The organism is Halorubrum tibetense (assembly GCF_042661865.1).
Taxonomy (GTDB): Archaea; Halobacteriota; Halobacteria; order Halobacteriales; family Haloferacaceae; genus Halorubrum; species Halorubrum tibetense.
Genome location: NZ_JBHSWW010000002.1, coordinates 1 through 12,685 on the forward strand (window position 1 = coordinate 1; position 12,685 = coordinate 12,685).

Genomic DNA, 12,685 nt, shown 5'->3' on the forward strand with positions numbered 1-12,685 from the left:
ACTCAGACGAGAACTCTACCGCAAACCCGGACGAAAAGCGCTCAAACACGCCATCAAAGCAACTCTCTGAAATCAACAATGTGCTACACAAGAGCGTATTACCTAACGAGCTTTGAACTGTTTCTGCAGTTACACCTACTTGACAACCAGAATCTGTTTCATCGTTATCTGCAGAATTTACGCAGTCTCCATCACTAGATATAGGTGTATGATCATCGCTCTCTTGATACCATGAACCATCTGCATCTATCTCATCCATTGAAGCATCATGATTTAAACCAGAGTTACATTCTCTTGTACGTCCATAATCCGAATTAATTTCATTGTCCGGCCCAACCCACTGAGCTTCTTCATTATCACAACGGAATAGTTCTGCTTCACCAGGCTCATTTCCTGGATTAGTATTAACAACTTGAGGTACTTCTTGGCCATACCCATTGTTCATTACTGCATTTTGGCTCTGTTGAAATCCTATTCTTCAGATAGGTTCTCACCTGAAACAGCCGGTCACTGAAGAGTGCGTGTTGAGCGGAGCGAATCGGTGTGGCGGTCTCAACCACGTATTTCAAGTTAGTGTATAGTCAATCTGTGGTATGGGAATCGTCCGGGACTCCGAACACAGTGACGGTGCGCCGACAATCGAGGAGACGGGAATCCGTGTCAAAGATATCGCCTCGGCGTACGAACACAGCGGCTACGACCCCGACGAGATTACACAACTGTATCCTGATCTCAGTCTCAGTGATGTCCATCGGGCGCTCGCGTACTACTACGATCATATCGACGACTTCCGATCGGCGTCGTCTGAACCGGCATCCGTATGACACGGCCGCTATATTGTGACGAGAGTATATGGCTTCCTGTTGCTGACGGACTCAGCAGACGCGGGTGGACAGTTCACACTGCTCGAAATGAAGGCACCCTTGGTGATTCAGACCGCGAGCAGCTGAGATACGCGGTCGCAAACGACTGGCTTCTCCTGACGTTCGACGATGATTTCCTCTCACTCGCTGAAGGTCAAGAACTCGAACATCGAGGGCTGATCTACGTACAGCAGGCGGGACGGCAAATCGGCGATGTCGTGAAAGTCGTTGATGAGCACCTACAGAACCGATCCGAAGACGATCAGTCGATTCAGTACTTGTGATCTGTCAGCCCAAACTGTTCCATAGACCCTCTGTATTGACCGCTCAGAGTGATCGGTCGATATTGTGACTGAGACAGGCGATGGTGAGTTCACGGAACTGCTTCCACCAGCGTCTCGATCGGACGAACGTACCGTACTTCCGCTTGAGCGTTGAGTTACCCGTCGCTGATTGACTCCGTTGCCCGTAGAGATCTGTGTCCAAGCGCACATTCCATGCCCGGTGGAGTGGCGTGAACCCACGATGCTTAATCAATGGCCGAACCTCATGTTGTCGGGCAAGTCGCCTGGTTTTCTGGTCGTCGTAGCCCTTGTCACCGAGCAGAATCTCAATATCACCGGGATTGCGCTTGATCAACGATGGAGCGATCTGGCTATCGTGTTTTCGTGTCGTCGTCACGTGTAAATCAAGGATTGCGTTCACCTTCACACCGACCAGTAACGTCACCTTCAGCTGCTGAATCGTGAGTTCAGCGCGTTTCGTGTAGTGTTTCGAAGCGTGACTGCGGTCAAACCCTGATGCATCAACTCCAATAACGCCGCTCGTCGGAAGTAGCGTCGTTGAGAGAGTCAATATAACACGCTACACAGCCATATCAAGCCGGTTGAACGCCTTACAGAGCGTTGAAGGCGCAGGAAGTTCGGATAAGCCAAGGGTTCGACGGATGCGTGGCATCTCGATCAGTTCGTCAAGCAGACCACGATCGGTCATGTTCTTCCGCACTTTGAGACAGATCAGAACAGCGTGCTGAGGGAGTGTATAGCAGTGTTTAGAGAATTTCGAGGAGTATCGAGAAACCGCTCGGCGTGCCAGATGAATCGCCTTCTCAGTAAACCGGAGAATCTGCGACTTCGGGAGGGCCTTCATCTCGTGGAATTACAGGACGAACATGTAACTCTCTGAAGATTTCAACAGAGCCACTGGTATGTAATCTCAACCTCAACTCCATTCGATGACACCCGTTTTTAACTGGTGCTCATCTCCTTTGGCGTGTCTGAGCCGCTTTCTCTTGGTTGGGACACTCAACGGGTTGCTACCGCTGGCGAACGCTGTTCTTCTTGGCTACAAGCCGATCCCGGAGCAAACAGGAGCCGGCCATGCCCGCGATCAAGGAACTCGTATCAGCCAGTATCCGATAGCGAGCCTCATTCGCCATCGCTGCCCGTCAGGAATTCAGACGTGTCTCGTTCCATAGCCGACTCGAACGACTCTTTCTCTTCTTCCGTCCTATCGAGTTTCTCGCCGAGAAGGACACGGGCCACGTCCTCACCGATCTCACCACGACTGTATCGTTCGTACACGGTAATCTTGCCTTGTTCATCTAATGACTGTCGGAGCATTTCGACCAAGCCGACGCGGGCGAGTTCGCTCACGTTGACGCCACCGATGTGTATCTCATCGAGGAGTTCCGCGGCCTCTTTTTCGGCTCCGGCACGGAACTGAATCGTCTTGTCATAGCTTGATCCGCCCATACATTGACGTTCGACATGGAGAGGCGTATATGTTATGACGCGTACTTACTTGTCATTACAAGTGGCCAAGAACGTAGCACTACCAGACAGGTCACCCTCTCTCAAGGGGTGCGATATGAGTTAGGGCCCGTGTAGAACCAGTATGATCTACTGAAGTGAGCGAAAGCTAGTGAACTCGTCAGCATGCTTCCAGTAGGAGTTCGAACTGGTAGTCAGTAAGGACATCTTCGTGAGTATGTCGGATCGTGAGTGCTTGCCGATGCCGGTCAGCCCATTCAGTTCCGGGTTGCTTGTAATGAGACACTCGTAGTGGTTCTCATGCTGGGAGACCGACACGCAGTATTTACGACTGCGAGCCTGACTGGTGGTAGATGCGGTGGGATCTACGACCCGCGCTTCGGCGACTCTTTAGGCTGGTGACTCCAATGACGCTCACACAAACACAGATACGCGAGTACGATCGTCGTGCGATGGATAGTGCGGAGACTGCCACGGCGACGTTCGGGATCGGTTGTTTCTGGGGGCCTGATGCCCAGTTCGGTGCGATGGACGGCGTTGTTCGGACTCGCGTCGGGTACGCCGGCGGGACAAAACTCGATCCGACGTATCACGCGTTAGGCGACCACACGGAAGTGGTTCAACTCGATTTCGACCCTGACACGATACCGTATCGAGCCCTCTTGGAGCGGGTGTTCAACTCTCATAACCCACAGCACCAGACGAGAAAGACACAGTATCAAAATATTGTGCTCGCTGCGTCGGAGGATCAACGAGCAGTCCTTGATGAGCTTCTCACGACACGGGGACTCACTACCGATGGGATCGGGACACGTATCGAACAGCTCTCACGCTTCTACCCCGCTGAAGACTATCACCAGAAGTACAAGCTCCGGTCCGTCTCCTCGTTCATGGACACGTTTGAGGCGGCCGGATACGACGACGACGAGTTACGGGAATCGCCGATCGCTGCAAAGCTGAACGGGTACGCCGCCGGGCATGATGTTGGTATTGCTGAGGAGCTCCCGGTACCTGATCGGGGGACAGTATAGACTTCACGAATTGGGTGATGACGGACAGTATCGCCGATGAGGCCGGTTAAACAGAGGCTGCAGCTCTCTGATGGCGACGGGTTCGAGTTTGTTACTTTCTGGGGACTTCAACAGAGCCTCAGCAATACTTTACGAAAGACCAGCTCACGGCGATCCTTTATTGCTACCCGAGGGCTAGTTTAGATCAGAATCCATGGCACGGAATGACGCACGCACGAAAACGACGGAGGTTCATGCGCATGAATTAGATGGCGAAATGATTGTCGGGAGCTCTGATGGTGATTTACCGCTCGAAGGTTACGATGCCGTGCGTGAAGCCGCTGATGAACTTGAGGAGTATGACGACGAGGAACTCATTGCGACTGTCACGCACACGAGCACCGACGTGATTTCGGTGACCCTGGAAGAAGATTAGGAGTCAGTGCGTTCACTGTATGCGGTTAGTGTCTGATCCGTTGTGCCGGTGAGGTAGTCTCGAATCTCTCCCTCTCGCCACCCGATCGGTGCCAGGACGCTTTCGACAGCTCGTATAGCGGCGTTGGCGTACCAGTCAGTGTCGTATCGGGTGATGTCCTCGTACGATAGCCGTACTCGTTCGGTACCGTGTGCGTTGTTGTTGACGACGACGTACTGGATGGTCTGTCCGGGTGACAGCCCGGTCCCGTTCAGTGTGGCTCGCTTGAGTGCGGCAACGGTAAGCGTTTCGTGCGTGTAATCGGCGATGTGTTTTGACATGCGATTGTCGATGACGAGTCGCTCTGGATCAACATCGTCGTTGCGTAATGACGTGAGTGTACGGCGTAACACGTCACACACCGCTTCTGGTGATCGTGTTTTATCGAACACGCGAAGGGCTTCCGCCTGTACGTCTTCAACCCATGTGGGCGTTGAGCGTTGACGATCTTCGATCCCGCGGGTTTTGATCGCATCACCGAGCGTGGCCTCCGACACGGGTAACACCTCGTCACGTCGCTTTCCAAAATACCGTGTGAGTGCGCCAGACTCGCTGTTACGCATCGGGCAGAACGCAGCCCAGTCGAACGCGCATTCGTATTCAAGTTCGATACCCGTGTCGGTGCTGATCTCGGCGGTGACCGTTTCGAGATTGCGTTGTTCACGATCCTTGGCTGGTGTCACCCAGATCGAGTCGACGATGCCGTGGACGACTCGCCACCCGGCGTCTTCGAGTGCGGTTTTCGCATTGAGGAGAATGTCGCGGGCGAACGCGTTGATCGCTTCATGGCACTCGATCCGACCGAACTTCGCGTTTGAGAAGCCTTGGTACCCGAAGCAGGAGACGAGGATCCATTTGATCGCTGACGACGCTGAGTCGAGTCGGTCGCGTTCGGCGTCGTCGGTCGTTTCCTCGATCTGGTCTTTGATGCGGCTGCGCGCGTCGATGAGCGGGCCGAGCACCGTCGGGAGGTACCCGTCGGCCTCACAGATCGAGTATCCGAGACCGGGGACGTCGTTAGTGTCGCAGCACCCGCAACGAACGGTTTCCGGGGAAATATTTCGGGTTCGAATGATGTTCGGGTACAGCGACGCGAAGTCCAGTTCGTGGACGTTCTCGTGAACGCCGACTGCGGGGGCGAACGTGGTGCCGCCGCGGTCGGCGGCGTCCAGCGTGGCTGCGGATTTGAAGAGTTCCGGTCGCCAGGCTTGCCACGGGACGAGGACGTCACGGTCGCGGGCGGCACGGATCTGCATGGCGGTGAGCACGCGCCCGATCGACGCCCAGCTGAGTTCTTCGAGCGGGAGTCCGGCGCGGTTCACGAGATCGAGGCAGCCGGACAGCCCGGCTTCGTGGTAGAAGAACGTGTTCGACTCGTCGATCACGACGCGGCCGGGGATCGTGTACCGGGCCGGGGAGTGCCCGACTTGCCCGTAACTCGTGTACGTGGATTCCTCGGCGAGTTTCGTGTACCCGGGGGCGCGGCCGAGTTCGAAGTTCGGTACGTCGTGCGTGTCGGCGGCGTCGAACAGGACCGGGACGAGCTTCGCCGTGGACACGACGATGACGTCAGGGTCGCGTTCGCGGACGGCGCGGTCAACGGCGGTGACGGTGGCTTCGGGTGTGGGCCCGGCGGCGTCACCGTCGATCGTGAGGTGTGACAGGGCGTCGGGTCCTGCTTTGTGCGGTGGGATCGAGAGCGTGAGTGTACGGAGTGACCGGACGGACCGGTCTGGGCTCGCCGGTGTGGTGGTTTCGAGGCAGTACCGGAACTGCGGCGTCAGATCAACGTTGTAACACGTGTACTCGGCCGGGCCGTTGAACTGCTGGACGCGCTGTGCGATGCGTCGCACGGCGTCTACGCTGGCCGCGTCGATCCGGAGAAGCGGCCGCGGGTCCGTTCGAAACGTCTGCCGGTGGGCTTCACACTGTATGTCGACAACTGCGTCTTGCCCGGTGAGGAACGCTTGAAGCTCGGTGAGCGACTCCGACAGTCCGTCACGGTCCGGTGGTGTTGGGGTCGGGCCGCCGCGCCGCCCGTACAAGTCACGGACTGCGTCACCGACGAATAGCGTCGGCGTGTACTCGCCGTGGACCGTGCGGGTGACGCCGTCGTCTGTAAGTTCCCAGTGAGCGACGTCACCAGAGGAGTGGAAGTCAACGGTCAGCACAATCGGGACTGGTGGAGTCTTCGAGTTCGGTGATGCGGGCTTCGAGCTCGTCGATCCGGCGTTCCTGCTCGATGGCGATACTCACGAGCAGAGGGGCGAACCGGTCGTCGTGATTCAACATCCCGGCCGCGTCGGCGTGGGTGCGGGCGTAGACGAATAACTGGTCGAACCGCGGTTGATCGCGGCGGCGCAGCGTCCGGCGGTACGGCCCCCAGCGGTCCTCGATCGCGCGCAGCGTGTCGCGGTATGTCGGGGTGGTTCGCCCCATCAGACGCCCCCAGATGTCGCCTCTTCACCTACGACCGACGCGTCGTGCATCCGTGCTCGATGGGTGAGTACTTCCTGCCAGTACGCGAGCGTCGTCTGCACCCACCCGTCGCCAAGGTGATACACGAGCGTCTCGACGTCGCCGGCCGCGTCGGTGAATCGCGGCCCGAACTGCGTGTCCTCACACTGGAGATATGTCTGCGCTGCATTCACGAGCGGTCGCGTGAACTCGTCGGCACGCGATCGTGTCACGACGACCGGGACGTCATGAACACGCCCGACGCGTGCGAGCGCGGCGATCGCTCGGACCAACAGATCCTGCGCGCGAGTCGTCGGCACGTCGGTGTCTCGATACAACCGGTCGATCCCGGTCGCAACCACGACGCTCGGGGTCGTGACGTGGTCTCCGGTGAGCCGGTCAAGCAGTGACGTTTGTTGATACGCGGTGAACCCGCGAGCGACGTGTACCCGGTGAAGGTACCGCTTGTCGGGGGCGAGTTCACGAAGCCGTGTGGTCTGTGCCGTGCCGGCCGCGTCAACCCAGTACGCGTCGCCGTCCCCGGCGAACACGCGGTCAAGCAGTAACGACTGGACTGGGGTTACGCCGAGATCCGAACCCACGTCCACGAGCGTGAGTCCGGTATCCAGTTCCGGTAACTCCACGGGTGATTGTCGTTGAGATGTGTTCATACTCGTTACCTGCCGCGTGATATTCAAAGGGGTGAGCCATACACGCGGAGTGGAACTGGAAGTGGAACAGTGACAGCCAGAACAACTCGTTCGCCGAATCCCCTGACGCCTGACCCGCACCCATAGACCCACAGAACCACACAACACTACCACCACACGACTCCCAATGACTGAGACACTCGCCGACGAGTACCCGGAAGCTGCCCCGTACATTCAGAAAGCCGTTGACGAACACGGCGAAGACTGGGTGTTAGAGAACTACTACGAGCAACGCTATCCGCTCGGACAGGTGATGGCAATGCCGGAAAAATAGGACCTCCCGCTCTACGATGCGGACGAACACGATACGTTGACGGAAGCGGAACGAGTGGAGATGTATCAAGCGTGGGCCGCGTACCGGGAGACCCTCCGTACCGGATCGAAACCCGACGAGTGACGACCACCCTACACTTTTCTCGGACGTCATCGTTGTGTTGCGTATGAATCCGGATCGTGTCCGTGGAGTCATGCTCGGGTTGGCGTGTGGGGACGCGCTTGGCCGGCCGGTCGAATTTCAGTCCGCGTCCGATATCCAGCGTGAACACGGGGAGCTCAACGAGATGATCGGGCACGGGACGTGGAATCAGCCCGCCGGGACGATCACGGACGACACCGAGCAGGCGCTGTGTATCGCACGAAGTCTCGCCGAGCAACAAGAGTTCGATCCGGCGGACATTGCCGAGCGGTTCGTTGCGTGGTACGATAGTGGCCCGTTCGACATAGGGGGGATGACGAGGCGGTCGCTCAGCCGCCTCCAACGCGGCGATTCGTGGGACGAGGCAGGCCAGCAGGTCTGGGAGAGCAGTCCTGAAGGTCAGAACGCAGGGAATGGGAGTGTAATGCGGTGTCCACCGCTCACCATCCCGTACACGACGGACTGGGACCGACTCACCGAAGTGAGTCGGCAGTCTTCCCAGATCACGCACGCTGACCCGCGGTGTACCGAGGGCTGCGCGATTCTGAACCTCACGATAGCTGGCCTACTCGAAGACGCGGCCACGCCGTTACAGGATGCCCTCGACTACGTCAGTTCAGATGCGCCTGAGGAGCTCGTGACGGCGCTCGAACCACTCGCTCGTGGTGACTCACCCGGCACGCTGGAAACGTCAGGGTACGTCGTCCATTCGCTGCAGACGGCACTCCACGATGGCCTCGTCGCGGACAGTGCTGAGGAAGCGATCGTGACGGCGGTCAATCGCGGCGGAGATACCGATACGATTGGAGCGATTGCTGGCGCAGTCGCCGGTGCGCGGTTCGGAGCGTCACAGCTTCCGGACCGGTGGGTGTCCGCTGTCAGGGAAGCTGAGGAAATCGAGGAGTTGACAGACCGGCTCGTTGCGGGGATGTAGCTCTCTCTAGTTGGGGGAGTGGATTGATCAGGAAACACAGACGCATGCTCTGACCTAGTCGATAGTAAGGATTACACTGGGATAGCATCAACGTCTGGGTGAATGGCTGATTCGTTCTGGTATCCGTCAGTGAAGGATGTTCTCGCCATTCACGACGACATCGTCTCGGAGTATTCTGACACGCCGTCTGGCGTGCAGAACCGTGGTGATATCGAGTTCGTCCTGAATTACATCGAAGACGGTAGTTTTGGAGCCGCTCCGGAGACGATTCACGAGAAAGCATTTCATCTTCTTCGACTCCTCGTAGCAAATCATCCGTTCGTCGACGCGAACAAGCGTACAGCTCTCAACACGACGACCGTATTTTATTTTCTCAACGGATACCGGTTCGCGTACGATGACGAAATACGGTCGGTTCTCAAGCAGTTCGGCACCGACGAAACGTCAGTTGACGATACGGAGACTATCGAATATCTTCGTACTCACACCGAAGTCATTGACCTCGAAGGAGAGATCGAAGCGTGGCGCGAGGATCTTATCCAGTACGGTGTCGACGAACTGACCGGTGGCTCGTCGGACCCGAACGATTAACAGCGCTCAGAACGAGAACGTACATATGGCGACTGAGGAGGGTACAGAGCCTCGATCTCCGCTTGACGAAGTGATGGAAGATATCCGAGGCGAGCTTGTCCGGCAGGTTGCGGCAGCTGATAGGGATGCAAATCGGGAGATCTACGACGCGCTTGAGAACGAGTAACGCGTCTAGATTTCAGCGGTAGGGTTCTGTGGTGACTATTGTATCGAGATGAGCAGAAGTGGATCTGGACTCGATTTAGATTCTGTGTGTGCTGAGCGGTCCACGCGACAATGTTGAGTGAATGAACTCTCAATAACCCATTGTAACGCATCCATTGGCACGTATCATTCGCACCAAAATCACGATCATCGCGTATTTTGACAGAAACACGCTGTACCGGTCACGTAGCCCGTTCAGGATTTCCAAAAATTGCTGAGGGCTAGGGTTCTTAAGTAGCTGGATAATTCACTTGTTTGCTTCAATGACAGACAAGAACCGAAAATCGATTACGAACGAGCTTGCGGCGGCGCTCGGTGACGAAGCGAACGCCGTTGAGAATGAGCTCAATGCATTCCACAACTGGATGCGTACGAAGGGAAAGAACCCGGATCGACAGAAGCCGCTGTCCAACTCCATTTCGACCAATTACTATCGACGGATCGACCAGATATTCAGGTTCGTCATCGGCCGAATCGAACCTGCAGATGCGACGGTGATCACTCACGACCAAGCGGACCTGATCGTGAAGTGGTTAGACCAGAACGATATCTGCCAGCGGAACGGTGACCCGTACCAGGAGACCAGCAAGCGAAAGTTCTCGAACGCTCTCATCAAGTACTTCACGTGGCAGCACGACCAGCGAGGCGACGCCGAGCAGTGGCGGCCGCGGATCAGCTTCTCGGACGGCGAACACGAGAATGCGGACCGCCTGAATTTCGAAGAGCGGTGGAAAGTGCTGCAAGCCGCCAACGAGTACGGGTCGTTGCCGTCCTACTACGAGACGACCGAGACAGAGCGCGAGAAGATCAGCAGCCTCGTCGCGCAACGACTCGGCAAACCGAAGACCGAGGTGACGCGGAAGGACTGGGAGCGCGCCGACACCAGTACCAAGGTCGGGTCGCTCATTGCCGTGACCCTTGAGACGGGCATCATCCCGATTGAAGTCGGGCGGGCGCGAACCGACTGGTACAAGTCGAACCGGAACATTCTCAAGATCACAAAGGACGACGCGGGGAAAGATCGGCCAACGTCGGAACTCCCGCTCACGGACGCGACGGGAGATCTCCTGAGCGAATGGATCCAAGAGAGACGGCACTACGAGAAGTACGACGGTACGAACCACCTGTGGCTCAACCGCGAAGGGAACCCGTACAACTCGAAGAACCTGTGCTACCTGCTTCGACGACTCTGCGAGGAAGCCGGGATCGACCACGAAGACCGGAAGATCGTGTGGTACAGCCTCCGGCACAACCTCGGGCAGTCGATCGAGGAAACAGAAGACATCTCGCAGGCCCGCGATCAACTGCGTCACAAGTACATCGAGACGACGAAGCAGACCTACGGCGAATCCACCATCGAGAGTCGTCGGCATACACTTGAACAAATAACTGATGTCTCGCAGCGCGCTGCGGAGGATCCAGAATTCAACCCGTACGCGGATGACCCGGTACAGCCGGATCCAACCCCCCGTAATGAGTCGAGTCACTCGTCAGAACACGCTCACGGAGATCACATCGACGTGTTCATCGATGACACACAGGATGACCGGGTTGAAATCGCTCGGAAAATACTGTCTGAAGAACTTTGAGTATCGCAGGCGGTCGCTACCGATCACCCCATCCGATCTAACGCGTTCTGCCTGTCTTCGACGGGAGCTTGGTCGTATTTCATGGTCGTTTCGGGACTCTTGTGTCTGAGCTGCGCCTGCGCTGCGGCGAGGTCCTCCTCCCGAGTCATATACGTGCCAGTTGAGTGCCGTATCGAATACCAGCTCATCTGCCGGTTTCCGTAGGGGATCTCCGCCTGATCACAGAGACGACGAAGGACTTTCCGCAGTGCGGCCGACCCGTACGTGTTCCCACGGCGGGTCAACCAGATCGTGTCCGTGTCGTCGTATTTCGGATCGGTTTTGCGTTGTTCGAGCCACCTGTCGAGCGTCTCTGCGGTCCGGTCTTGGAGTCCGACAACCCAGTGGCCAGTGTTTTTCGATGACTGCTCTTTTGGAATGCGTAGGACGGCGTTTTCGATGTCAACCCAACTCGTCACGGCGCGTTCCACTTCGATCGGGCGGAGTCCAGCATCGAGACTTACGGTGACGAGACTCGGGATTTTCCACCCGTTGGCCTTCTCCCAGTCGGCTGGAACCACCGCCGATTTCGGTTTTTCGAATCGCTGAGCGAGATAGGCTTTCCACCGGTCGCGCTCTTCAGCGTTGAGGCTCCCATACGACGGAACACTCCCGTGTTCGAGTGCCGCCCTGCGGATCAGACCACGTTCTTCACGGGTCAGGTAGTCGCGCGGCGCGGTCGTCTTATGCCCGGTACTGAACGAGAGTTCCGGCTCCCACTCGTCAAGACCGTGTTCGTGCTCACGCCACTTGTACAGCATCTGGAGTGCTTTCCGACAGTTGTCTTTGTGAGCGTTGCTGTGTTCTTGCTTGGCGAGCCACAACAGGTACGTATCTGCGTGGTCGTGCGTGACGTTCGTCGTGTACCCACCTTCGTTATCCCATACCCACCGGTAGAACTGATCCATACGGTAGGCGCGATTACTGACGGTTGTCCGTGCGTACCCCTCAGCTTTCTTCGGGTCTTTACCGAACACGAGAAGCCATTCTAAACACTGTTCACGCTGGTTGCGGTAGTCGATCTGTTGCCGCTCGTTGAGCAGGTCAGCAACAGGTTCGGTGATGACTGTGACCCCTTCAAGAGGCGTCGTTGCCTCGTCGGCGTTCTTCATTGCCGGCCACCTCGCAGGGGACCCAGGTTCTTGCCCGTCGATTCCCCCCGATCGCAAGACGGCGTCGGGTTTAGTGTACTGAACTTCATTGCCCTCGCGCTCCTGCTAATCGCAGGACGGCAGCGGGGTGAGTTGGTCCATCGAACGTGATTGCCCGTAATCATAGGTTTGTTTCACTCTAGTTCACGGGCGAAAACTGCAAGACGGCGAAAGGAAAGAAGTGCTCCGGCTGGGATTCGAACCCAGGTCATTGCCGTGAGAGGCCTACATGCCCCGCCGGAATGACTCTGGAAACACTCTGTCAGATCGCCGCCGAAACGATGGTTTGACCTGCTACAGTACCCCTGTTTCTCGGCGTTGCTTATAAAATATCCAGCTGATTGTCTCCTCGGCAAGTCGGATTCAGAGGATTCAACTGACACACTAGATCTATTTTCAACAGTAGGCGGCTCTGTTGAAACCCTCTGCTTGACAACAGTGCCTAAAATCTCTAACACTCAGGATTCTCCTCCAT

At 56.9% G+C, this 12,685-nt stretch carries 14 protein-coding genes and 2 pseudogenes; 9 read left to right on the plus strand and 7 right to left on the minus strand.

Annotated features, from left to right (window positions below; genetic code table 11):
- The coding region (locus ACFQEU_RS00340; protein ID WP_379778125.1) for a hypothetical protein at positions 1-445 on the minus strand (445 nt) is incomplete at its 3' end.
- 148 nt (positions 446-593) lie between these two features.
- Here ACFQEU_RS00340 and ACFQEU_RS00345 point away from each other — a divergent pair.
- Together ACFQEU_RS00345 and ACFQEU_RS00350 are read left to right on the plus strand one after the other, a co-directional pair.
- On the plus strand, positions 594-824 hold the full coding sequence (locus ACFQEU_RS00345; protein WP_209486548.1) for a DUF433 domain-containing protein: 231 nt from the start codon (positions 594-596) through the stop codon (positions 822-824).
- Complete coding sequence (locus ACFQEU_RS00350; RefSeq protein WP_209486547.1) at positions 821-1,147, plus strand: DUF5615 family PIN-like protein; 327 nt, start codon at positions 821-823, stop codon at positions 1,145-1,147. Before ACFQEU_RS00345 ends, ACFQEU_RS00350 begins: the two co-directional genes overlap by 4 nt.
- Before the next feature lie 43 nt (positions 1,148-1,190).
- Here ACFQEU_RS00350 and ACFQEU_RS00355 read toward each other — a convergent pair.
- Together ACFQEU_RS00355 and ACFQEU_RS00360 are read right to left on the minus strand one after the other, a co-directional pair.
- A pseudogene (locus ACFQEU_RS00355) lies at positions 1,191-2,012 on the minus strand (IS5 family transposase).
- Positions 2,013-2,290: 278 nt separating this feature from the next.
- A complete protein-coding gene (locus ACFQEU_RS00360; protein WP_209486546.1) occupies positions 2,291-2,617 on the minus strand; it encodes a DUF8065 family protein in 327 nt (108 codons plus the stop codon).
- Positions 2,618-3,042: 425 nt separating this feature from the next.
- Here ACFQEU_RS00360 and ACFQEU_RS00365 point away from each other — a divergent pair, with 425 nt between their 5' ends.
- Positions 3,043-3,666, plus strand: a complete 624-nt coding sequence (locus ACFQEU_RS00365) for a peptide-methionine (S)-S-oxide reductase MsrA (RefSeq protein WP_379778128.1) — start codon at positions 3,043-3,045, stop codon at positions 3,664-3,666.
- A gap of 193 nt (positions 3,667-3,859) precedes the next feature.
- On the plus strand, positions 3,860-4,081 hold the full coding sequence (locus ACFQEU_RS00370; protein WP_209486542.1) for a hypothetical protein: 222 nt from the start codon (positions 3,860-3,862) through the stop codon (positions 4,079-4,081).
- Here ACFQEU_RS00370 and ACFQEU_RS00375 read toward each other — a convergent pair.
- Genes ACFQEU_RS00375 through ACFQEU_RS00385 form a run of 3 tightly spaced genes read right to left on the minus strand, consistent with a single transcriptional unit; the run spans position 4,078 to position 7,221 of the window.
- On the minus strand, positions 4,078-6,294 hold the full coding sequence (locus tag ACFQEU_RS00375; RefSeq protein WP_379778199.1) for a type B DNA-directed DNA polymerase: 2,217 nt from the start codon (positions 6,292-6,294) through the stop codon (positions 4,078-4,080). The two genes, ACFQEU_RS00370 and ACFQEU_RS00375, sit on opposite strands and share 4 nt — an antisense overlap.
- Entirely contained in the window at positions 6,278-6,559 is a 282-nt protein-coding gene (locus ACFQEU_RS00380) for a DUF8156 family protein (RefSeq protein ID WP_379778130.1), read from the minus strand. Before ACFQEU_RS00380 ends, ACFQEU_RS00375 begins: the two co-directional genes overlap by 17 nt.
- Entirely contained in the window at positions 6,559-7,221 is a 663-nt protein-coding gene (locus ACFQEU_RS00385) for a P-loop NTPase family protein (protein WP_379778132.1), read from the minus strand. Before ACFQEU_RS00385 ends, ACFQEU_RS00380 begins: the two co-directional genes overlap by 1 nt.
- Before the next feature lie 193 nt (positions 7,222-7,414).
- Here ACFQEU_RS00385 and ACFQEU_RS00390 point away from each other — a divergent pair.
- The 5 genes and pseudogenes from ACFQEU_RS00390 (at position 7,415) to ACFQEU_RS00410 (ending at position 11,020) form a co-directional block, all read left to right on the plus strand.
- A pseudogene (locus ACFQEU_RS00390) lies at positions 7,415-7,684 on the plus strand (DUF8110 family protein).
- A 43-nt stretch (positions 7,685-7,727) separates the two neighbouring features.
- A complete protein-coding gene (locus ACFQEU_RS00395; protein ID WP_379778134.1) occupies positions 7,728-8,636 on the plus strand; it encodes an ADP-ribosylglycohydrolase family protein in 909 nt (302 codons plus the stop codon).
- A gap of 102 nt (positions 8,637-8,738) precedes the next feature.
- On the plus strand, positions 8,739-9,227 hold the full coding sequence (locus ACFQEU_RS00400; protein WP_379778136.1) for a type II toxin-antitoxin system death-on-curing family toxin: 489 nt from the start codon (positions 8,739-8,741) through the stop codon (positions 9,225-9,227).
- A 25-nt stretch (positions 9,228-9,252) separates the two neighbouring features.
- On the plus strand, positions 9,253-9,393 hold the full coding sequence (locus ACFQEU_RS00405) for a hypothetical protein (protein ID WP_379778138.1): 141 nt from the start codon (positions 9,253-9,255) through the stop codon (positions 9,391-9,393).
- 301 nt (positions 9,394-9,694) lie between these two features.
- On the plus strand, positions 9,695-11,020 hold the full coding sequence (locus ACFQEU_RS00410; protein ID WP_379778140.1) for a tyrosine-type recombinase/integrase: 1,326 nt from the start codon (positions 9,695-9,697) through the stop codon (positions 11,018-11,020).
- A gap of 23 nt (positions 11,021-11,043) precedes the next feature.
- Here ACFQEU_RS00410 and ACFQEU_RS00415 read toward each other — a convergent pair whose 3' ends face one another.
- Positions 11,044-12,171: a tyrosine-type recombinase/integrase gene (locus ACFQEU_RS00415; RefSeq protein ID WP_379778142.1), complete on the minus strand. Its 1,128-nt coding sequence runs from the start codon at positions 12,169-12,171 to the stop codon at positions 11,044-11,046.
- Between the last annotated feature and the right edge of the window lie 514 nt (positions 12,172-12,685).